At 56.9% G+C, this 22413-nt stretch carries 18 protein-coding genes and 3 tRNA genes; 5 read left to right on the top strand and 16 right to left on the bottom strand.

Going from position 1 to position 22413, the window contains the following annotated elements:
* Positions 1-122: 122 nt before the first annotated feature.
* The 11 genes from DSD31_RS23520 to nnr form a co-directional block, all read right to left on the bottom strand.
* Positions 123-1421 (bottom strand): adenylosuccinate synthase, encoded by a 1299-nt coding sequence (locus DSD31_RS23520; RefSeq protein ID WP_004857049.1) that lies wholly within the window; start codon positions 1419-1421, stop codon positions 123-125.
* 102 nt (positions 1422-1523) lie between these two features.
* Positions 1524-1721, bottom strand: coding sequence for a DUF2065 domain-containing protein (locus DSD31_RS23525; protein ID WP_004857046.1), 198 nt, complete (start codon positions 1719-1721; stop codon positions 1524-1526).
* 218 nt (positions 1722-1939) lie between these two features.
* Positions 1940-2944 (bottom strand): protease modulator HflC, encoded by a 1005-nt coding sequence (hflC, locus tag DSD31_RS23530; RefSeq protein ID WP_004857043.1) that lies wholly within the window; start codon positions 2942-2944, stop codon positions 1940-1942.
* 2 nt (positions 2945-2946) lie between these two features.
* On the bottom strand, positions 2947-4203 hold the full coding sequence (gene hflK / locus DSD31_RS23535) for an FtsH protease activity modulator HflK (protein WP_004857040.1): 1257 nt from the start codon (positions 4201-4203) through the stop codon (positions 2947-2949).
* Positions 4204-4268: 65 nt separating this feature from the next.
* Complete coding sequence (gene hflX, locus DSD31_RS23540; RefSeq protein ID WP_004857038.1) at positions 4269-5549, bottom strand: ribosome rescue GTPase HflX; 1281 nt, start codon at positions 5547-5549, stop codon at positions 4269-4271.
* 254 nt (positions 5550-5803) lie between these two features.
* Positions 5804-6112 (bottom strand): RNA chaperone Hfq, encoded by a 309-nt coding sequence (hfq, locus tag DSD31_RS23545; protein WP_004857035.1) that lies wholly within the window; start codon positions 6110-6112, stop codon positions 5804-5806.
* 92 nt (positions 6113-6204) lie between these two features.
* Positions 6205-7155 (bottom strand): tRNA (adenosine(37)-N6)-dimethylallyltransferase MiaA, encoded by a 951-nt coding sequence (miaA, locus tag DSD31_RS23550; RefSeq protein WP_004857032.1) that lies wholly within the window; start codon positions 7153-7155, stop codon positions 6205-6207.
* The gene (gene mutL, locus DSD31_RS23555; RefSeq protein WP_015585327.1) at positions 7148-9013 is read right to left on the bottom strand and encodes a DNA mismatch repair endonuclease MutL; all 1866 of its coding nucleotides are present in this window, start codon (positions 9011-9013) and stop codon (positions 7148-7150) included. Before mutL ends, miaA begins: the two co-directional genes overlap by 8 nt.
* Before the next feature lie 10 nt (positions 9014-9023).
* Positions 9024-10358 carry an N-acetylmuramoyl-L-alanine amidase AmiB gene (gene amiB / locus DSD31_RS23560; RefSeq protein WP_004857023.1) on the bottom strand — a complete coding sequence of 445 codons (1335 nt, stop codon included), beginning with the start codon at positions 10356-10358 and terminating at the stop codon, positions 9024-9026.
* Between the two features lie 11 nt (positions 10359-10369).
* The gene (gene tsaE / locus DSD31_RS23565; RefSeq protein WP_004857020.1) at positions 10370-10828 is read right to left on the bottom strand and encodes a tRNA (adenosine(37)-N6)-threonylcarbamoyltransferase complex ATPase subunit type 1 TsaE; all 459 of its coding nucleotides are present in this window, start codon (positions 10826-10828) and stop codon (positions 10370-10372) included.
* Positions 10797-12332, bottom strand: coding sequence for a bifunctional ADP-dependent NAD(P)H-hydrate dehydratase/NAD(P)H-hydrate epimerase (gene nnr, locus DSD31_RS23570; RefSeq protein ID WP_160873630.1), 1536 nt, complete (start codon positions 12330-12332; stop codon positions 10797-10799). The genes tsaE and nnr overlap by 32 nt, the downstream gene beginning before the upstream one ends.
* A gap of 13 nt (positions 12333-12345) precedes the next feature.
* Between nnr and queG the strand changes: the two genes are divergently transcribed.
* Positions 12346-13485: a tRNA epoxyqueuosine(34) reductase QueG gene (queG, locus tag DSD31_RS23575; protein WP_004857015.1), complete on the top strand. Its 1140-nt coding sequence runs from the start codon at positions 12346-12348 to the stop codon at positions 13483-13485.
* Between the two features lie 271 nt (positions 13486-13756).
* On the opposite strand, the gene DSD31_RS23580 is transcribed toward queG, so the two are convergent.
* The 3 genes from DSD31_RS23580 to DSD31_RS23590 all read right to left on the bottom strand — a co-directional run bounded on the left by DSD31_RS23580 (position 13757) and on the right by DSD31_RS23590 (position 14031).
* Positions 13757-13832, bottom strand: a tRNA-Gly gene (locus DSD31_RS23580).
* A 24-nt stretch (positions 13833-13856) separates the two neighbouring features.
* Positions 13857-13932, bottom strand: a tRNA-Gly gene (locus tag DSD31_RS23585).
* A gap of 23 nt (positions 13933-13955) precedes the next feature.
* Positions 13956-14031: transfer RNA gene (locus tag DSD31_RS23590), tRNA-Gly, on the bottom strand.
* Positions 14032-14317: 286 nt separating this feature from the next.
* On the opposite strand from DSD31_RS23590, the gene DSD31_RS23595 reads away from it, so the two are divergent.
* Positions 14318-15052, top strand: coding sequence for an arginine ABC transporter substrate-binding protein (locus DSD31_RS23595; RefSeq protein ID WP_004857012.1), 735 nt, complete (start codon positions 14318-14320; stop codon positions 15050-15052).
* A 38-nt stretch (positions 15053-15090) separates the two neighbouring features.
* On the opposite strand, the gene orn is transcribed toward DSD31_RS23595, so the two are convergent.
* Entirely contained in the window at positions 15091-15636 is a 546-nt protein-coding gene (gene orn / locus DSD31_RS23600; protein WP_004857009.1) for an oligoribonuclease, read from the bottom strand.
* Between the two features lie 160 nt (positions 15637-15796).
* Here orn and rsgA point away from each other — a divergent pair, with 160 nt between their 5' ends.
* From rsgA to mscM, 3 genes are all read left to right on the top strand, one after another.
* Positions 15797-16858, top strand: coding sequence for a small ribosomal subunit biogenesis GTPase RsgA (gene rsgA, locus DSD31_RS23610; RefSeq protein WP_004857004.1), 1062 nt, complete (start codon positions 15797-15799; stop codon positions 16856-16858).
* A 94-nt stretch (positions 16859-16952) separates the two neighbouring features.
* On the top strand, positions 16953-17879 hold the full coding sequence (asd, locus tag DSD31_RS23615; RefSeq protein WP_015585331.1) for an archaetidylserine decarboxylase: 927 nt from the start codon (positions 16953-16955) through the stop codon (positions 17877-17879).
* 24 nt (positions 17880-17903) lie between these two features.
* Entirely contained in the window at positions 17904-21230 is a 3327-nt protein-coding gene (mscM, locus tag DSD31_RS23620; RefSeq protein ID WP_015585332.1) for a miniconductance mechanosensitive channel MscM, read from the top strand.
* 87 nt (positions 21231-21317) lie between these two features.
* Here the strand turns inward: mscM and epmA are convergent, their stop codons facing one another.
* The gene (gene epmA, locus DSD31_RS23625; protein WP_004856995.1) at positions 21318-22295 is read right to left on the bottom strand and encodes an elongation factor P--(R)-beta-lysine ligase; all 978 of its coding nucleotides are present in this window, start codon (positions 22293-22295) and stop codon (positions 21318-21320) included.
* Between the last annotated feature and the right edge of the window lie 118 nt (positions 22296-22413).

Genomic DNA, 22413 nt, shown 5'->3' on the forward strand with positions numbered 1-22413 from the left:
GTAAGACCGTATTGATACTGTATTGATGATAAACCAGCCAGCGCTCAGGCCGCTAATTTATTTGAAATGGGGCGGGTGAACAGCAAAAACAAGGGGCGCCTTAGCGGCGCCCCAGGAGATGATTATGCGTCAAACGGATCGCGCAGAATCATCGTCTCAGAACGGTCGGGACCGGTAGAGATGATATCAACCGGCACGCCGGTCAGCTCTTCAATGCGCGCGATATAGTTCAGCGCTGCCTGCGGCAGACCGCTGCGCGTTTTCACGCCGAAGGTGGTTTCAGACCAGCCCGGCATGGTTTCATAAATCGGCTCAATGCCTTCCCAGTTGTCAGCAGCCAGCGGAGTGGTCGTCACTTCGCGGCCGTCCGGCAGACGGTAGGCAACGCAGAGTTTCACTTCTTTCAGGCCGTCCAGAACATCCAGCTTAGTCAGGCAGAAGCCAGACAGGGAGTTGATCTGCACCGCGCGACGGATTGCAACGATGTCCAGCCAGCCGGTACGACGACGACGGCCGGTAGTGGCGCCGAACTCGTTACCCTGCTTGCACAGGAACTCGCCGATATCATCAAACAGTTCAGTCGGGAACGGACCTGCACCGACGCGAGTCGAGTAGGCTTTGATGATTCCCAGAACGTAATCCACGTAACGCGGCCCCAAACCGGAACCGGTCGCCACGCCACCCGCGGTGGTGTTAGACGAGGTCACGTACGGATAGGTACCGTGGTCGATATCCAGCAGCGTCCCCTGCGCGCCTTCGAACATCACGAAGTCGCCGCGCTTACGCGCCTGGTCCAGCAGATCGGAAACATCAACAACCATCGCCGTCAGAATGTCGGCAATCGCCATGACATCATCCAGCACTTTCTGATAGTCAACCGCTTCTGCTTTATAGAAGTTCACCAGCTGGAAGTTGTGATATTCCATCACTTCTTTCAGTTTGACAGCGAAGGTTGCTTTATCAAACAGGTCACCAACGCGCAGACCGCGGCGTGCGACTTTATCTTCGTAAGCAGGGCCGATGCCGCGACCGGTGGTACCGATAGCTTTCGCACCACGTGCTTTTTCACGCGCAACGTCCAGCGCGACATGATAATCGAGGATAAGCGGACAGGCTTCGGACAGCAGCAGACGCTCACGAACAGGGATACCACGGTCTTCCAGACCTTTCATCTCTTTCATCAGCGCAGCCGGAGACAGCACAACACCGTTACCGATGATGCTGGTGACATTCTCGCGAAGAATACCTGATGGAATAAGATGGAGGACGGTTTTTTCACCGTTGATTACGAGAGTATGGCCTGCGTTGTGACCACCCTGGTAGCGCACAACATATTTAGCCCGTTCAGTCAGGAGATCGACGATCTTCCCTTTACCTTCGTCACCCCATTGGGTGCCCAGTACGACGACGTTGTTACCCATTTTTCAAAATCACCGTTTGCTTAAAAATGGATTCTACCATCGCTTTTTCAGAGTTACAGCACTTTTTGCAGGCAATTCCAGGCAAGTCTGACCACTTTTTGATCAAGTCATCGATTTCGTCAACATGTAGTAGATGACAAACCCGGCAACCACAAGACCACCGCCAAAACGGCGTAATAAATTATCCGGCAGCTGGCTCATTGTCGCGACCATCCGACGCCAGGCGCGCGGATAAAGCAGCGGCCCGAGCCCTTCGAGTACTAAAACCAGCGCCAGTGCCAGCCAGATTGTTGCGTTCATTATTGACCCTTAGAAAGAAAGCGTCCCCACCCACAAGAGGCATCGACGGGAGAGCAATGCGGAAACAGACCTTTTGCGGCATTGTCCGGTATTTCACGTTCATTATGAACTGGTATCGTACAAAAAAGCCCATAACTTATTGTGTTACAAGTTATTTATAAACCCGCACCTATAAAAAAGGCGCCTTTCTCAAGGCGCCTTTTTACTCACAATATAACTTACTTGCGAACCGAATCCGGCGATTTCATATAGCGGAAGAAATCGCTGTCCGGGCTGAGAACCATCACGTCCTGATTGCTCTGGAAGCTATTCTCATAGGCGCGCAGACTACGGATAAAGGCATAGAAGCCCGGATCCTGGCTAAACGCATCGGCAAACAGCTTCGCGGCATCCGCATCACCTTCACCACGCATGATACGGCCCTGACGTTCCGCTTCAGCCAGCGTCTTGGTGACTTCATAGTCCGCCGTTGCGCGCAGCTTCTCAGCCTCTTCCTGGCCCTGTGAACGATGGCGACGGGCAACCGCTTCACGCTCGGCGCGCATACGGTTGTAAATCGCTTCGGACACTTCAGCCGGCAGGTTGATCTGCTTGATGCGTACGTCGACAACTTCAATACCCAGCGCCGCCATACTGTTCGGGTTAATAACCGGCACCTTACCGTTGGTTTCTGCCGATACGCGCTCCGCCGCTTTAGCGATAGCATCGTCGGCCGCCGGCGTACTGACTTCGTCTTCTGTGCCCGCTGAACCGGAGTTCAACGCATCACGCACTTCCAGCGTCAGACGACCGCGGGAATCGGTCACGATATCCTTCACGTCCAGGCGACCAATTTCAGAACGCAGACGGTCAGAGAACTTACGCTTCAGCAGTACTTCGGCCTGGGAGACGTCGCCGCCGCCGGTTGCCAGGTAGTAGCGGCTGAAGTCGCTGATACGCCATTTGATGTAGGAGTCAACGATCAGGTCTTTCTTCTCTTTGGTGACAAAGCGATCGGCCTGGTTGTCCATGGTCTGAATGCGCGCATCCAGCGTTTTCACTGATTCAATAAACGGGAGCTTGAAGTGCAGACCCGGAGAATAGACCAGCGGTTTGTTTTCACTATCGCGGAGAACTTTACCAAAGCGCAGCGTAATCCCACGCTCGCCTTCTTTGACGACAAAGATCGACATGTAAAGCACTACCAGCACGATGACAATTATCGCAATAACAGATTTACGCATCGTTATTCCCCCTGACGCTGGTAGTCGTTACGCTGCGCGTTAGCGCGGCGTTGGTCCATAATGTTGCCGTCCGTGGTGGTCGGCGTGGTGCTGGCACTGCTTGAGCTGGATGCAGGCGGCAGACGCAGCAGATCGCTCGCGCCACTGCTACCGCTCTTTGCCGCCGGGGCTCCGGCGCCTTTCAGCATCTGGTCCAGAGGCAGAACCATCAGATTGCCACCCTTATCGTTCACCAGCACTTTACGGGTATGGCTCAGCACTTTTTCCATGCTTTCGATATACAGACGTTCACGGGTGATTTCCGGTGCAGCTTTATACTCAGGCAGAATCTTCGCAAAGCGCGCAACTTCACCCTGCGCTTCAAGAACGGTCTGAGTTTTGTACGCACGCGCCTCTTCAAGGATACGCTGCGCCTGACCATTGGCTCGCGGCTGAACTTCGTTGGTATAAGCTTCGGCTTCACGGATGTATTGCTGCTCGTTCTCACGCGCCGCAATTGCATCATCAAATGCCGCCTTCACTTCTTCCGGCGGACGCGCCGTCTGGAAGTTGACGTCCAGCAGGGTGATCCCCATGTTGTACGGGCGAATCGTCTCTTCCAGCTCACGCTGGGTATCGCTACGAATAACGGTACGACCTTCGGTCAAAATGCGGTCCATCGTGTACTTGCCGATCACGCCGCGCAGGGCGCTGTCAGTGGCCTGACGCAGGCTATCGTCCGCGCTGGCCACGCTAAACAGGTAGCGCTCAGGATCGGTCACACGATACTGGACGTTCATCTCAACGCGCACGACGTTTTCATCGGACGTCAGCATGACGCCAGAAGCCGCCAGTTCACGTACCGACTCAACGTTAACGGCCTGAACGTTATCGATAAAGGTTGGCTTCCAGTTAAGACCAGGCTCAACCAGATGGCTGAATTTACCAAAGCGAGTGACCACACCACGTTCAGCTTCCTTGATGGTATAGAAACCGCTGGCAGCCCAGATAATAACCGCGGCAGCCGCCACGATGCCGACAATGCGTCCGCCCATCGGGCCGCGTGGTCCCTGAGAGCTGCTACCGCTCCCCTGGCCCCCTTTGCCGCCACCGAGACCGCCAAGTTTTTTACTTAACTTGCGGAAGATATCATCCAGATCGGGCGGCCCCTGCTCGCGACCACCTTTATTGCCATTTCCCCCGGAGTTGCCGCCTTGGTTATTGCTGCTCCCCCACGGGTCGCGGTCCTGTCCGTTATTACCGGGCTGATTCCACGCCATGTATATGCTCCATATTTGTTTTTGATATCCCCACAGGGGTTAATATCTTCAGGCAAGCTGCAAGGTCAAATCACGTAATCAACCAGCGCTGGCTCTTGTTTACAGAGGCGACGCCAGTCAACGATCGGCATGCGCACCTGCAGACCCACGCTGCCGTCATCCTCCAGCCACTCTTTTTCTATCGCCTGAAGCTGATAGAACCGACTTCTCAGTCGCCCTTCCTGTGGCGGTAGACGCAACGTGTGCTGCGCTACTTCACCGGAAAGCCGTTCCGTCAAAGCCTGAAAAAGCAGTGGTACGCCAACCCCGGTCTGGGCGGAGAGCCAGACCCGAATCGGTTTATTCTCTTCATCTCTATCGATACGCGGTTCAAAATCATCCAGCATGTCGATTTTGTTCATCACCAGCAGCATCGGGATCTCATCGGCCTCAATTTCCGCGAGGACCGTATTGACTGCATCAATGTTTTCCTGCACCCGAACATCGGCTGCATCAATCACGTGCAGCAGCAGCGTCGCCTGACGCGTCTCCTGCAAAGTGGCTTTAAACGCCGCGACCAGGTCGTGCGGCAGATGGCGAATAAAGCCCACGGTATCCGCAAGCACGGTCTCGCCGACATCGGTAACATCAATGCGGCGCAGCGTCGGATCCAGCGTCGCGAACAGCTGGTTCGCAGCGTAGACCTCGGCTTCCGTTATCTGGTTAAACAGCGTTGATTTTCCGGCGTTGGTGTACCCCACCAGCGAGACGGTTGGAATATCGGCTTTGGCTCGTGACCGCCGTCCTTGCTCACGCTGTTTTGACACTTTCTCCAGTCGCGACAGGATCTGCATTATCCGATTGCGCAGGAGCCGACGGTCAGTTTCGAGCTGGGTTTCACCCGGGCCGCGCAAACCAATCCCGCCTTTCTGTCTTTCAAGGTGGGTCCAGCCGCGAACCAGGCGCGTGGCCATATGGCGCAGCTGTGCCAGCTCAACCTGCAGTTTCCCTTCATGGGTACGCGCGCGCTGGGCAAAAATATCTAAGATAAGACCTGTGCGATCGATAACCCGGCATTCGCATAAGCGTTCCAGATTTCGTTCCTGAGCCGGGCTCAGGGCATGATCGAACAGCACGACTGACGCGCCGGTCGCTTTTACGGCTTCCGCAATTTCGACAGCCTTACCTTCACCAACAAAATATTTTGGGTGCGGTGCTTTACGGCTACCGGTAATCACCTGCATTGCTTCGACACCGGCAGAGGAGACCAGGGATTCAAACTCCTGAAGGTCTTCCATATCTTTGTCTTGCGAAAAATAGATGTGTACCAGCACCGCCTGCTCACCGGCATCATAACGGTCAAACAAGCGTAAACCCCTTATAAAATACCAGCGGGGAACACAGTTACCCGTTGTCTTTCAGGCCGCATGGACGTTGGCTTTCTTGCCCGACTCTGGCCGGGCCGCCACACGCGTCGTTCAAATCTGCCCCTGGCAAATTTGTTATTCACCCCAGTCATCTACTTACGCAAATGGCTGGGGAGTCACTACGCGCCGCCTTTCTGCAACCTGAAACGCATCGAATAAACCTGGCTCCCCGGCATGGAAAAACAGCATCAACCTTATTCGGTGTCTTCGCTGTCTTGCTGCGGCGCAGATGAACCCTGCGCGCTACCACCGTGGTGATAGTTGCTTGTACCGCCGCCAGCATTATTGCTGTGGTGAGACACCGGGCGAGACGGGACAACAGTAGAAATTGCGTGCTTGTAGACCATCTGGCTGACCGTGTTTTTCAACAGGATCACGAACTGATCGAAAGACTCAATTTGCCCTTGCAGCTTAATACCATTCACCAAATAAATAGAAACCGGAACGCGTTCCCGACGCAAAGCGTTCAGGAACGGATCTTGTAAAGATTGCCCCTTAGCCATTCTCTCTTTTCCTTATATGTATGCTTGTTTTGTACTCAGAACCTTACGATTCTTAAAAAAAATTACGCACGATACCGTTTAATTGTACACGTTCAGTCCTGGCTCGCACCAACTACCTGTAATACTTTGTTGAGCGCCTGTTCAGGATGTTCACTATCTAACCAGTGAATATCTTCCCAGCCACGTAACCAGGTCATCTGACGTTTCGCTAACTGTCTCGTGGCGCAAACACCTCGATAAACCATTTCATCATACGGGATCTCGCCATCAAGATATGACCACATCTGGCGGTATCCGACACAACGAATGGAAGGCATATCCGTATGCAAATCTCCGCGGGCAAAAAGCGCCCGTACTTCTGCTTCAAAACCCGAAGCTAACATCTGATGAAAACGCTGCTCTATGCGTTGATGGAGCAGTTCACGGCTCGCCGGGGCGATGGCGAACTGATGCACCTGGTACGGCAGAGCGTCTCCTGACGTTTGCGTCAGTTCCGTTAAAGTTTTACCCGAAATGAAAAAAACTTCCAGTGCCCGGGAAAGTCTTTGCGGATCATTTGGATGAATACGCGCGGCGGCAACGGGATCGATCTCCTGTAGCTGCCGGTGCAACGCGTGCCACCCCTGCTCTGCTGCCTGCTGCTCAATTTTAGCCCTGACCTGTGGATCCGCCGACGGTAACGGCGACAATCCTTCCAGCAACGCTTTGAAATACAACATTGTTCCGCCAACCAGTAGCGGAATACGCCCGGCTGCGACGATCTCCGCCATTTCAGCCAGCGCATCGCGGCGAAAATCCGCCGCGGAATAAGCCTCTGCCGGATCGCGAATATCCAGCAGCCGATGCGGCGCAGCGCTCAGCTCCGCGGCATCTGGCTTGGCAGTGCCAATGTCCATTCCTCGATAGATAAGGGCGGAATCAACACTAATCAACTCTACCGGTAAAATTTTACGCAAAGCAATCGCTAAGGCGGTTTTACCGGAGGCCGTCGGGCCCATTAAAAATATTGCCTTAGGCAGGCTCGCCGTGGTGGTATCACTCATCTTTCAGGGCAGTCATCGCCGAATGTAAATCAACAGGTTGTAACAGACCACCCGGCGGCGCTTTTACCAGTTGCGGGCACAAACGTTCAACGTCGGCCAGCACGGTAATCGCCTGCGCCATATTCCACTGCGCATGTTCGCTCGCCAGATTACGCGCAATCCACTGCGCGATGTTGCCGACGTCGAATGCCTTTTGCTGCGCCAGGTAGCCTATCAGTTCAGGAATCAAGATTTGTAAATTTTGTTGTCTTAAGGGTAAAGGCACGGCGCGAACCGTCAAATGTTGCGCGTCAGACTGCAGATCGATACCCAGTAACGCCAGCGCCGACTGCGCTTTATCCAGCGCCGCTTTCTCCGCGGCGGACGCTTTCAGCCGCAGCGGGATCAGCAGCGGCTGAGCGCACACCGGCTCAACCTCCGGCGTCAGCTGCGCCTGCCGCAGCCAGCGTTCAGCAACCGGCAACGACAGCAGCGCCAGCTTGCCGTCTCGCTCCAGCAGGGCGCAATCACCAGCCACGATAGTCAGTACGCGGCCAAAGCTTTGGCTGTGCCCGGAGAGGCCGTCCGCTGCAGGCGCCGGCGCGCTGCTTTTGCGTTCCACCGCCGGTGTTTCCAGCAGCTGGCGATAGAGCGCCCCCTGCTGTTTCTGATAGCCGGGCTGCGCATGCGGCCAGCTGGCTGCGCCCGCAGCCGCGGCTCCCGGCGACGGGCGCGGCGCCTCGCTGCTATAGCGTGGTGCGGCGGGCTCACGAGCCGCCGCCGGCTGGGCAAAGTGGTTGCCGCCCGCCGCCACCCGGTTTTCCGGGACCGTCGGGCGCACCGGCTCAGCTTCGTGTTCTTCTGCCAGCGGGGCGTTAAGCTGCTGCTGGAGCACGCTCAATACGCCCTGATAGATAAAATCATGCACCAGACGCGACTGGTGGAAACGGACTTCATGCTTCGCCGGGTGGACGTTAACATCCACCTGGTGCGGATCGATCTCCAGGTAAAGCACAAATGCCGGCTGCTGGTCGGCCCCCAGCTTATCTTCGCAGGCCTGACGAATCGCATGATTGATTAAACGATCGCGCATCATGCGGCCATTGACGTAGCAATACTGAATTTCCGCCAGCGTCGGGTTGGTATGTAAAGGATCGGCCACCCAGCCGCGCAGAGTCAGATCGCCATGCTGCCACTCGATCGCCAGGGCATGTTCGAGAAACGGCATGCCGCAGATCGCGCCCAGCCGCCGTTCGCGCTGGCCGCCCTCAGGCACCGCACGATACTGGCGCACCGCTTTGCCGTTATGGCTGAGGTTAATGGTGACGTCAAAACGCGCCAGCGCAATGCGTCTGACAATTTCATCGATGTGACCAAACTCGGTCTTTTCGGTGCGCATAAACTTGCGTCGCGCCGGGGTATTGTAAAACAGATCCAGCACTTCCAGCGTGGTACCAACCGGATGCGCCGCCGGTTTGACGGTCACCTCCTGATCGCGCCCCTCGGCGTAGGCCTGCCAGGCCTCCTGCTGCTCCGCTGTGCGGGAAGTCAGCGTCAGTCGGGCAACCGAGCTGATGCTGGCCAGCGCCTCGCCGCGAAAACCGAGGCTGATAATCGCTTCCAGGTCATCGAGCGTGGCAATTTTACTGGTGGCATGACGGGCCAGCGCCAGCGCCAGCTCGTCCTTTTTGATCCCGCAGCCGTTATCGCGAATGCGGATAAGCTTTGCGCCACCGCGCTCAATATCAATATCAATGCGCGTCGCGCCAGCGTCGAGACTGTTTTCGACCAGCTCCTTCACCACCGACGCCGGACGTTCCACCACCTCACCTGCGGCAATCTGGTTGGCGAGCTGCGGCGGTAGAACCTGAATCGGCATGACTGACTCCTTAATTGATCAACGTCCTGCCAGGCGAAGTGGCGCTGGCGGTTTGGGCTGTCTCTCCGCGCGGTGCCGACTGAAGCGGATGTTGCATAAAGTAGTTACGCAGACCGTTATAAATGGCTTCGGCAATCTGCTGCTGATAATTGTCGCTGCCCAACAGGCGCTCTTCCCCGGTGTTGCTGATAAAACCGGTTTCCACCAGGATCGACGGGATATCCGGCGAGCGCAATACGCCAAGGCTGGCATGCTCAGGACGGCGTTTATGCAGATCGCCTACCCGCTGCAGCTGGCTTAATACGTTGGTTGCCACATCATAGCCAACGCGCTGGGAATGGCCGAACTGTAAATCCAGTACCGCCTGGCTGAGGTAGGGATCGGACTGGCTGTTCGCCAGCACATCGCCCGCCCCGCCAAGCAGTTCAGACTGCTTCTCATGCTGCTCGAGCCAGCCGGCCATCTCGCTGTTCGCGCGACGGTTGGAGAGCACCCATACCGACGCGCCGGTAGCATCGCGATTCGGTGCCGCATCGGCATGAATGGATACCAGGAAGTTAGCGTTCTGCTTACGCGCCACGTCCGAACGCCCCATCACCGAAATAAAGTAATCCCCATCGCGGGTCAATACCGGCTTAAAGAGTGGATCGGCATTTAACAGCGCGCGCAGTTTGCGGGCAATAGCAATCGTGACATTCTTCTCTTTGGTGCCGTTCGGTCCAATCGCACCGGGATCCTGCCCACCGTGACCGGCATCAATAGCGATAATCACCTTATCATCCGACGCCACCGCACGGCTCACCGGGCGCGTCACGCTCTGGCTGCTGGTCATCGCCGTTTGTCGCTCGCTGCCCGACGATTTGAACGGATTCCGTGCGGGCTCGGCCGGGCGTACAGGCTGCAGCGGGGCTTCGACCCGTTTAGCTACTACCGGCGGCGGCGGAGGTGGCGGAGGCGGCGCATCGGCATTAATCGTGAAAACCACGGTGTAGTTTGAGCCATTCTGCTGCTTCACCGCGCGGGTTTTACCATCTTCCGTCAGGTCCACCAGCAGGCGCAGAGTCTGAGTATCCTGCGGCGTTCCCGCCCGAATGCTTTTCACCAGGTTGTTGCCGCTAAACTGCAGCGGTAGCCCCTGAAGCACACCGCTCTGCTTAATATCCAGCGCCACGGTACGCTTGCCCTGTGGACTGAACGAATATTCTGGATCGCCGATAAAGCTAATCGTAATACGGGCCTGCTGATCTCCATTTGCGACCTGGATATCGGATAAACTTGCCGCAGTGGCCTGAATGCTAAACAGCATCAGCGTCGCGGCCAGCCAACTGGTTATGCGATAGATCATCCCGTTATCCTTCAGGCTAAACGCGTCAATATAGACTCACCCAATGCAGAGACCGCCGTTACGCGCGCCTCACGCCCTTGTGCCTGATAGGCAAGATGGATTTCGACATCCGGCTCAGGCAATACACCCGCACCTTGTTGGGGCCACTCCACCAGGCAGATGGCATCGTTAGCAAAATAATCACGGATCCCCATAAATTCGAGTTCTTCAGGGTCCGCCAGACGATACAGGTCAAAGTGGTACACCATCAGATTGTCGAGCGTGTAGGGCTCCACCAGCGTATAGGTCGGGCTTTTGACATTCCCGCGATGGCCGAGCGCGTGTAAAAAGCCGCGGCTGAAGGTCGTTTTCCCCGCCCCTAAATCGCCATACAGATAGATAACCGTCGCGCCAGTACAGGCCTGCGCAATACGGTCACCAAGGTCTAAAGTTGCCTGCTCATCGGCTAAAGGAATCACTCGGTTCATCATGGTTCAGGTCAATCACATCCGGGTTAACAACACGCCTGAGCGTGGAAAAGAGATCGGTCGCCAGCATCCCGCGGCTGCCATAGCGGGCAGCCAGTCGGTCAGCGGCTTCGCCATGCGCCACGCAGCCGGCGCAGGCAGCATCATACGGCGTCAGCCGTTGTCCTGACAGTGCGGCGATAATACCGGTCAGTACATCGCCCATTCCGCCGCTGGCCATCCCGGCGTTGCCGGCATCGATAATAGCCATCTCGCCTGCTTCGCTGGCCACCACCGTGCCCGCGCCTTTCAGCACCACCACGCCTCCGTAACGTTTTACCAGACGTTGCGCAGAAAGTAAGCGATCGCTTTCAATTTCTGCTACGTTACAGTTCAGCATACGGGCGGCTTCACCGGGGTGCGGCGTCAACACACGATTGTGACGTTTATCGGGATTGATTGCCAGCAGGTTCAACGCATCCGCATCCCATACCATCGGCTTGCGGCAATCCCACACCTGGCGCAGGGCCTGGGCTCCCCATTCGTTTTGCCCAAGGCCGGGGCCAATCGCCACCACATCGGCCCATTGCAGGCTGTCATCAATACTTTGCGTGGTCAGCTCGTGGACCATTAATTCAGGCCTGGCGGCGACGACAGGGGCAATGTTTTCTTTATGAGTGAGCACTCGCACCAAACCCGCCCCCGCCCGTAACGCCGCTTCACCGGCCATGCGGATAGCGCCAGCGGTACCGCGATCGCCACCGATAATCACCAGCTTCCCGTGATCGCCTTTATGCGACGTCGGACGTCTTGGCGGGAGCCAGTCGGCCAGCTGTGACGCATCGAATCGCCGCAGCGGCACCGTCTGCGCAGCCAACCAGCTTTCGAGTCCCAGCGCGTGGTAGTGCAGACGGCCAACCACATCCCGGGCTTTGCCCGTCAGCAGCCCGGGCTTGAGGCCAATAAAGGTGATCGTGCAGGCCGCATCTATCACCGCCCCGGGGGTGGTCCCGGTTTGCGCATTGAGTCCCGAGGGGATATCCAGCGCCACAACCGGCGCAGGATGCGCATTCGCTCGCTGGATTAAGGTCGCGATGTTCTCCCGCGGAGCGCTATGCAGCCCGGTGCCAAGAAGCCCGTCGATAATGAGTGAAATATCCTGTGGCCAGGGAATATCTGCGGCGTGGATGGTTCCACCGGCGTTCAGCCACGCATCACGGGCGGCGCTGGCTTCTTCCGGCAGCGGTTTCTCGCTCTCGAGGGCCAGCAGCGTGACCGCGATGCCGTCGGCCTGCGCCAGGCGCGCCACCACGTAGCCATCACCACCGTTATTGCCATGACCACAGAGGATCAGCCAGTGCTTGCTGGCAGGGTAGTCGGCTCGCGCCCGCTGAAAAGCCGCTTCCCCGGCCCGCATCATCAGCTCAAACAGCGTCAGCCCCAGACTGTCCGCCGCCGCTTTTTCCGCGCGCCGCAGCGCATCTGCAGGCCAGATGAAGTGTGGTATACTCACAGGGTTTTTCGTCATCGTATGGTCCATCATGTCTCAGCCCCTCGATCTCAATAAGTTAGCGCAGCAAATCAAGCAGTGGGGCACTGAACTGGGGTTCCAGCAGGTCGGGATTACCGATACCGATCTCAGCGCCAGCGAACCTAAACTGCAGGCATGGCTGGATAAACAATACCACGGCGAGATGGAATGGATGGCGCGTCACGGAATGATGCGCGCCCGTCCCCATGAGCTTCAGCCCGGTACGTTACGCGTGATCAGCGTGCGGATGAACTATCTTCCCGCCAACGCCGCTTTTGCCCGCACCCTGAAAGATCCCTCGCTGGGTTACGTCAGCCGCTACGCCCTCGGGCGTGATTATCATAAGCTATTGCGTAACCGCCTGAAAAAACTCGGAGAGATGATTCAGGAACAGTGTGCTTCGCTCAATTTTAGACCGTTTGTCGATTCTGCGCCCATTCTGGAGCGCCCTTTGGCGGAAAAAGCCGGGCTTGGCTGGACCGGCAAGCACTCGCTTATTCTCAACCGCGATGCCGGATCGTTCTTTTTTCTCGGCGAACTGCTCGTTGATATTCCGCTCCCTATCGACAGCCCGGTGACGGAAGAGTGCGGCCGTTGCGTGGCCTGCATGACTATCTGCCCCACCGGCGCGATCGTCGAACCCTATACCGTGGATGCCCGTCGCTGTATCTCTTATCTGACCATTGAGCTGGAAGGCGCCATTCCCGAGGCGTTTCGCCCGCTTATCGGCAACCGCATCTACGGCTGCGATGACTGCCAGCTGATTTGCCCGTGGAACCGCTTCTCGCAGTTAACGGACGAAACGGATTTCAGCCCTCGCAAAGCGCTGCATGCGCCGCCGCTGATAGAACTGTTTGCCTGGAGCGAAGCGCATTTTCTGAAGGTGACGGAGGGTTCTGCCATTCGCCGGATTGGCCATCTGCGCTGGCTACGGAATATTGCCGTTGCATTGGGCAATGCGCCCTGGGATGAAGCGCATCTGACGGCACTGGAAAGTCGCCGAGGTGAGCACCCACTACTCGATGAACACATTGAGTGGGCGGTCGCGCAACAAATTGAGAAACGTAATGCCAACGTCATTGAAGTGCAGTTGCCGAAGAAACAGCGTCTGGTCCGGGTGATTGAGAAAGGGTTACCGAGGGATGCCTGATTCATTCACAGGCTGTGAATAAAAACAAAAATACATTGCGTTTCAACACGCAGACGTTCGTCAAGTGATCGGATTAACACTTTGAAATGAAATTTATTTATTAAATATCAGATAGATAGAGAGATATCATTCAAGAAGTGAAGTTTTTCGACGTCAGGCGGCGAGCGTTTAACCTGTGGATAACTCTGTTTACAGTATTTTTCTTGCGACGGCGGAAAGCATCCCCGGTGCGATTTTGCACTGTGGATAAACTGGAGATGAGAAGAAATTTTGGAGCGGGAAACGAGACTCGAACTCGCGACCCCGACCTTGGCAAGGTCGTGCTCTACCAACTGAGCTATTCCCGCTTGGGTATGGTGACTTTCAAATTTTGGAGCGGGAAACGAGACTCGAACTCGCGACCCCGACCTTGGCAAGGTCGTGCTCTACCAACTGAGCTATTCCCGCTTGGGTATGGTGCTTTCAAATTTTGGAGCGGGAAACGAGACTCGAACTCGCGACCCCGACCTTGGCAAGGTCGTGCTCTACCAACTGAGCTATTCCCGCGTACTTCTTGCCATATTTCTACGGCGCCGTGATGTGCATTTCTGCTTCGTCACGGGAGGCGCATTATACGAGAATTCGATTTACCTGCAACCCCCCTGCGAACACTTTTTTGTGTTTTTTGTCTGAATGGACATTTTATCGCCAGACACACCGCCAAATTGTACAAATAAGCATCGGACAAGGCAAAATAACTTTTTCCAACCGCGCTAAAGGCGCAAAATCGCTCAGATTTCCGGGTCGCGATACCCGCTAACGGTCAACAACCATGACAAACAGGGAAATTCAGATGACAAGAGCGCTTTCCGTCCTGCTGCTGACCACGCTGCTTGCTGCAGGGACAGCATCTGCGACGACGCTGCATTTCGGCACCACGACGGCCAATCCGCCCTTTGAAACCGTGAATGCGAAAAACCAGCCCTCGGGGTTTGATATCGATCTGGCCAAAGCGCTGTGCAAACAGATGCAGGCCGAATGCAAATTTACCCCTCAGGACTTCAATACGCTGATTCCCGCGCTGCGCTTTAAAAAATTCGATGCCATCATTGCCGGTATTGAAGTCATTCCCATGCGCGAAAAGCAGGTTGCCTTTACCCAGCCCTATCGTCAAACGCTCTCCGGCGTGGTGGTGACGACAAAAGGGGCCGCCCACCGCTTCGCCGATCTGAAGGGCAAGAAGCTCGGCGTCGTTAAAGGCACCGTCCACCAGCGTTATTTGCACGATAAACAAAAAGGGGTCAACGTCATCGAGTATGACAATGACGCCAGCGCTCTGGCCGCGCTGAAAGAGGGGAACGTGAATGCCGTGATGGGCGACCAGACGACCCTCGACCCGTGGCTGCAGGAGAATCCTGACTACGCCATGATGGATGAGCGAGCGACCGACCCGAAATATTACGGCAAGCAATATGCCATTGCGCTACGTAAAGACGATCCGGAGCTGCTCAATGCCATGAATGCCGCGCTGGAGGTGGTTAAGGCGTCGCCTGACTTCCAGGCGATGGAACAGAAGTGGTTTAAATAAGATAGCAACGCCGGGGCCAGCTGACCCCGGCGCCGGCATTACAGCTTGATAAAGTTCTCGCGATAGTAAGCCAGTTCCGCTACCGACTCGCGAATATCATCCATCGCCTGATGGGTACCCTGCTTTTTAAAACCATCAAGGATTTCCGGCTTCCATCGGCGCGCCAGCTCTTTCAGCGTGCTGACGTCGAGGTAGCGGTAGTGGAAATAAGCTTCCAGCTCAGGCATATATTTGAACAGGAAACGGCGATCCTGACCAATGCTGTTGCCGCAGATCGGTGATTTGCCCGCCGGCACCCACTGTTTAAGAAATTCGAGGGTGGCCAGTTCCGCTTCGCGATCGCCCAGGGTGCTGGCCTTAACGCGTTCGACCAGCCCGCTCCCGGTATGGGTGCGCACGTTCCACTCATCCATCAGCGCCAGCTGCGCATCGGACTGGTGAACCGCAATCGTCGGCCCTTCCGCCAGAATATTCAGGTGCGCATCGGTCACCAGAGTGGCGATTTCAATAATGCGATCGCGCTCAGGATCCAGCCCGGTCATTTCGAGATCGATCCAAATCAGGTTGTTTTCATCTGCACTCATGCTATTTTCCACCCATAATTTTACAATTCTGGCCCGTAAAGCTTCAGGATGCAGGCAAAGCAACGTACCAGCATCTTGCAAGATGACGGGTCGATATTCATCTTAGATAGCGTGTATCATAGAGGTTTTGCCCACTTAGGGCGACCAGGAGCCAGTCCGATTGAGTAAAAATAAACTCTCCAAAGGCCAACAGCGCCGCGTGAAGGCCAACCACCAGCGCCGCCTGAAAACGACTTCGGAGAAGGCCGATTACGATGACAACCTGTTTGGTGAAACCTCTGAAGGGATCGTCATCAGCCGCTTTGGCATGCATGCCGATGTCGAATCCGCCGACGGTAGCGTTCACCGCTGCAACATTCGCCGCACAATCCGTTCGCTGGTTACCGGCGATCGCGTCGTCTGGAGACCAGGTAAAGATGCTGCCGACGGCGTCAATGTGAAAGGGATTGTCGAAGCGGTACATGACCGCACCTCCGTCCTGACCCGTCCAGACTTTTACGATGGCGTCAAACCCATCGCCGCCAATATCGATCAAATCGTCATTGTTTCCGCGATCCTACCCGAACTGTCTCTGAACATTATCGACCGCTATCTGGTCGCCTGCGAGACGCTGGACGTTGAACCGCTGATTGTGCTCAATAAGACCGATCTGCTGGATGCCGACGGCATGGCCTTCGTGAACGAGCAGATGGATATCTACCGCGGCATCGGCTATCGCGTGCTGATGGTTTCCAGCCGTACTCAGGATGGCCTCAAGCCGCTTGAGGAAGCGCTCACTGACCGTATCAGTATCTTTGCCGGGCAGTCCGGGGTAGGGAAATCCAGCCTGCTGAATGCGCTGCTGGGTCTGCATGAGGATCAGATCCTGACCAATGACGTGTCTGACAACTCGGGACTTGGCCAGCACACCACCACCGCCGCGCGCCTCTATCACTTCCCGCACGGCGGCGATGTCATTGACTCCCCCGGCGTTCGCGAATTCGGTCTGTGGCACCTGGAGGCGGAACAAATTACCCACGGCTTTGTCGAATTCCATGATTATTTAGGCCGTTGTAAATATCGCGACTGCAAGCACGATACCGATCCGGGCTGCGCCATTCGTGAAGCGGTAGAAAATGGCCACATCGCCGAGAGCCGTTTTGCAAACTATCACCGCATTCTGGAAAGCATGACTCAGGTACAGGTAAAAACGCGTAAAAGCTTTTCATCATCCGATGACTGACATTTAAGCTGAGCATCGTTAGAATCGTCCCCTTTTTTCAGGACCCCGCACGTTGACGGGGTCAGGAACGACAAATCATGGCCTGGAGGCTACCTTGTTAAACGATCTTAAACTTTCACTGCAATACATTCTGCCTAAACTGTGGCTCACCCGCCTCGCAGGCTGGGGTGCGAGCAAACGAGCGGGTTGGCTGACAAAGCTGGTCATCGATCTGTTCGTGAAATGCTACAAGGTCGATATGAAAGAGGCGCAAAAGCCTGATACCGCCAGCTACCGCACCTTTAACGATTTCTTCGTGCGCCCGCTGCGCGAAGACGCCCGTCCGCTGAATACCGACCCTAACGTGCTGGTCATGCCTGCCGATGGCGTAATCAGCCAGCTGGGCGCCATCGAAGACGACAAAATTTTGCAGGCCAAAGGCCACAACTACACGCTGGAAGCGCTGCTGGCAGGGAACTATCAGATGGCCGATCTGTTCCGCAACGGCACCTTCGCCACCACCTACCTGTCGCCGCGTGACTATCACCGTGTACACATGCCGTGCAACGGTATCCTGCGTGAAATGATCTACGTCCCGGGGGATCTGTTCTCCGTTAACCACCTGACCGCACAGAACGTTCCGAATCTGTTTGCCCGTAACGAGCGCGTTATCTGCCTGTTTGATACTGAATTTGGCCCGATGGTGCAAATTCTGGTGGGGGCCACGATTGTTGGCAGCATTGAAACCGTCTGGTCCGGTACGGTGACCCCGCCACGGGAAGGCGTTATCAAACGCTGGACCTGGCCGGCGGGCGACAGCGAAGGTTCCGTCGCGCTGCTGAAGGGCCAGGAGATGGGCCGCTTTAAGCTCGGTTCTACGGTAATCAACCTGTTTGCTCCGGGTAAAGTAAAGCTGGTTGAACAGCTGCAAAGCCTCTCCGCCACCCGACTCGGCCAGCCGCTGGCGACTGCCGTAGAGACGATGTCCGCGACCGCAGATGGCGTCAGCCCACTGAGCGACGCGACGCAAGACGAAGGTTAATTCCTGACAAAAAAGGGTTATGCCGTGCGCCTGATATATATTTTCCTGCTGGCCTGGAGCCTCAGTCTGGGGGCGTATGCAGCGACAGCCCCCGATGCGAAACAGATCGCTCAGGAACTGGAACAGGCGAAGGCGGCAAAACCCGCTCAGCCTGGTACCGTTGAAGCCTTACAATCTGCACTGAACGCGCTCGAGGAACGCAGCGCCTCCCTTGAGCGCGCGCGCCAGTACCAGCAGGTTATCGATAATTTCCCCAAACTTTTCCAGACGCTGCGTTCGCAGATCGGCAATCTGCCCGATGAGCCGCGCCAGGTCGCAACCAACCTCTCCACGGATGCGCTGAACCAGGAAATCCTGCAGGTCAGCAGTCAGCTGCTCGAAGCCAGTCGCCAGGCCCAGCAGGAGCAGGAACGCGCCCGCGATATCGCCGACTCGCTTAACCAGCTTCCGCAGCAGCAGAGCGACGCGCGTCGCCAGCTCAATGAAGTTGAGCGCCGCGTCGGCACGCAAACCAGCAATACGCCGCTGGCGCAGGCACAGAATCTTGGTCTGCAGGCGGAATCTGCGCGCCTGAAAGCGCTGGTGAACGAACTGGATCTGGCCCAGCTCTCGGCGAACAATCGTCAGGAGCTGTCGCGGATGCGCGGCGATCTGGCGCAGAAACAGGGCAAGCTGCTCGACGGCTATCTGCAGGCGCTGCGTAATCAGCTCAACAGCCAGCGTCAACGTGAAGCGGAGAAAGCGCTGGAAAGCACCGAGCTGCTGGCAGAGAACAGTGAAAACCTGCCGCCGGAGCTCGTGGCCCAGTTTAAAGTCAACCGTGAGCTGTCACAGGCGCTGAACCAGCAGGCCCAGCGTATGGATCTGGTGGCCTCGCAGCAGCGTCAGGCGGCCAACCAGACGCTGCAGGTGCGCCAGGCGCTGAATACCCTGCGCGAACAGTCGCAATGGCTGGGATCCTCCAACCTGCTGGGCGAAGCCCTGCGTGCCCAGGTAGCCCGTCTGCCGGAAACGCCGAAGCCGCAGCAGCTGGATACCGAGATGGCGCAGCTACGGGTGCAGCGTCTGCATTATGAGGATCTGCTCAGCAGCCAGCCGCAGCTGCGTCTGATTCGCCAGGCGGACGGCGAGCCGCTCACCAGCGAACAAAGCCGCATTCTGGAAGCGCAGCTGCGCACGCAAACTGAGTTGCTTAATTCGCTGCTCCAGGGCGGCGATACGCTGATTCTGGAGCTGACCAAGCTGAAAGTCTCCAACGGTCAGCTGGAAGATGCGCTGAAAGAGATCAATGAGGCAACGCACCGCTATCTGTTCTGGACGTCAGACGTCAGCCCGATCGGTTTTTCGTGGCCGCTGGAAATCGTCCACGACCTGCGCCGCCTGGTCTCTCTCGATACCGTCAGCCAGCTTGGCAAAGCCAGCGCCATGATGTTAACCAGCAAGGAGACGCTGCTGCCGCTGTTTGGCGCGCTGATCCTGGTGGGCTTCAGCATCAGCTCGCGCCGTCATTTTACCCGTTTCCTCGAACGCTCCAGCGCCCGCGTCGGCAAAGTCACGCAGGATCATTTCTGGCTCACGCTGCGCACGGTGTTCTGGTCGATTCTGGTGGCCTCTCCCCTCCCCGTACTGTGGATGACGCTGGGCTACGGTCTGCAATCGGCTTGGCCCTTCCCGCTGGCGGTGGCGATCGGCGAAAGCGTCACTGCCACGGTACCGCTGCTGTGGGTGGTGATGGTTTGCGCCACCTTTGCACGTCCGAACGGCCTGTTTATCGCGCATTTCGGCTGGCCGCGCAGTCGCGTCAGCAAAGCCATGCGCTACTACCTGATGAGCATCGGCCTGATCGTGCCGCTGATTATCGCGCTGATCATGTTTGATAATCTTAATGACCGGGAGTTTTCCGCTTCGCTCGGCCGCCTCTGCTTCCTGCTGATTTGCGGGGCGCTGGCGCTGGTCACCCTGAGCCTGAAGCACGCCGGGATCCCGCTTTATCTCGATAAAGCCGGGAACGGCGATAATATGGTTAACCGCATGCTGTGGAACCTGCTGCTCGGCGCGCCGTTAATCGCCATGCTGGCGGCGGCGATCGGCTATCTGGCCACCGCCCAGGCGCTGCTGGCAAGGCTGGAAACCTCCGTTGCTATCTGGTTCCTGCTGCTGGTGGTCTACCACATCATTCGCCGCTGGATGCTGATCCAGCGCCGCCGGCTGGCCTTCGACCGCGCGAAACATCGACGGGCGGAAATTCTCGCTCAGCGTGCTCGCGGGGAAGATGACGTCGCCCACTCCAGCAGTCCTGAGGGTTCCGCAGAGAACGAAGTGAGTGAAATCGATCTCGATGCGATCAGTACGCAGTCCCTGCGCCTGGTCCGTTCGCTGCTGATGCTGATCGCGCTGGTCTCAGTCATCGTCCTGTGGTCAGAAATTCACTCCGCCTTCGGCTTCCTCGAAAATATCTCGTTGTGGGATGTCACCTCGACGGTGCAGGGCGTTGAAAGTCTGGAGCCGATTACCCTCGGCGCCGTGCTGATTGCCATTCTGGTGCTGATTATCACCACCCAGCTGGTGCGAAACTTACCGGCGCTGCTGGAGCTGGCGATTCTGCAGCACCTCGATCTCACCCCGGGGACCGGGTATGCCATCACCACCATCACCAAATATCTGCTGATGCTGATTGGCGGCCTGATGGGCTTCTCGATGATTGGGATTGAATGGGCCAAGCTGCAGTGGCTGGTCGCCGCCCTCGGCGTGGGGCTGGGCTTTGGTCTCCAGGAGATCTTCGCCAACTTTATCTCCGGCCTGATCATCCTGTTTGAAAAGCCGATACGTATTGGCGATACGGTCACGATCCGCGATCTGACCGGCAGCGTCACCCGCATCAATACCCGCGCAACCACCATCAGCGACTGGGACCGTAAAGAGATTATCGTGCCTAACAAGGCCTTCATCACCGAGCAGTTTATCAACTGGTCGCTCTCTGACTCGGTCACTCGCGTGGTGTTAACCATCCCGGCACCGGCGGATGCCAACACCGAAGAGGTCACGCAGATCCTGATCGCCGCCGCCCACCGCTGTTCACTGGTAATCGATACGCCGGCACCGGAAGCGTTCCTCGTCGACCTGCAGCAGGGGATTCAGATTTTCGAGCTGCGTATCTACGCCGCCGAAATGGGGCATCGCATGCCGCTGCGTCACGAACTCCACCAGCTAATTCTGGCCGGCTACCGCGAACACGGTATCGATATGCCGTTCCCGCCGTTCCAGATGCGTCTGGAAAGCATTGATGGCAGAAAAAGCAGTCGGGCGCTGACGTCGGCCGGGAAATCCAGCCGCACGGCGGGGAGTCTGTAAGACCCATCGCGCCGGTACGGCGCGATATCCGTTCCCCCATCACCACGCTTCCCTTAGCCCGTTCGGTAAGGGAAGCGGCCGGGCAAATCAGGCGCGATCGACGGTAAAGGCAATCACTTCGCCGATGCTTTCGGCGCCCAGCGCCAGCATCACCACGCGATCGACCCCCAGCGCCACGCCGGAACAGTCCGGCAGTCCGGCGGCCAGCGCATCAAGCAGATTCCGATCGATAGGCTGCTGCGGCAGGCCGCGAGCCGCTCGTTTGCGGTTATCCTGCTCGAAACGCTGCTGCTGTTCACGCGCGTCGGTCAGCTCGTGGAAACCATTCGCCAGCTCAATACCCTTGTAATAGACCTCAAAGCGCTCCGCCACGCGATGATCTTCAGTGCTGATTTGCGCCAGAGACGCCTGACTGGCCGGGAAGTGATAGACAAAGGTCGGGCGATCTTTACCAATATGCGGCTCGACGCCCATGGTAAACAGCAGCTGCAGCAAGGTATCCCGGTCTTCTTCCGTATCGGCAATGTTGCTCAGATCGAGCTTCGCCGCCGCTTCACGCAGCTGCGTCTTATCGGCCGACAGCGGATCAAGCTCAAGATGACGCAGGAACGCCTGCTGATACGAGAGGCTTTCCGCCGGCTGGCACTCCAGCACCTGCTGAAGCAAGTCATCGACTTCGTTAATCAGCCGATACATGTCATAGCACGGACGATACCACTCCAGCATCGTGAATTCCGGATTGTGGTGACGCCCCATCTCTTCATTGCGGAAGCTACGACACAGCTGGAACACCGGGCCACAGCCCGCGGCCAGCAGGCGCTTCATATGGTATTCCGGGCTGGTCATCAGATAGAGATCCATCCCCTGCGAATAGCCAGGGCCGACGAAACGGGTCTGGAACGGAAACATGTGAATATCCGTCACGGTTGCCTGACTCATGCAAGGCGTCTCCACCTCCAGCACGCCGCGATCGCTAAAGAAACGGCGAATTTCCGCCATTATCGCCGCGCGTTTCAACAGGTTTGGAATGGACGCGCTCGGCTGCCAGGTTGCCGTCTCGCTCATGTTACTTTCTCCGATTTCATACAAGGGCACGAAGTCTACTCGTAACCGTCGGGTGAAACAAATTTTGTGCGAACCGCCCCCCCTGTGACCGACGGGAAAGGTGTTGCCGAAGAGAATT

It is taken from the genome of Klebsiella sp. X13, from assembly GCF_003323835.1.
GTDB classification, from domain to species: Bacteria; Pseudomonadota; Gammaproteobacteria; order Enterobacterales; family Enterobacteriaceae; genus Klebsiella; species Klebsiella ornithinolytica.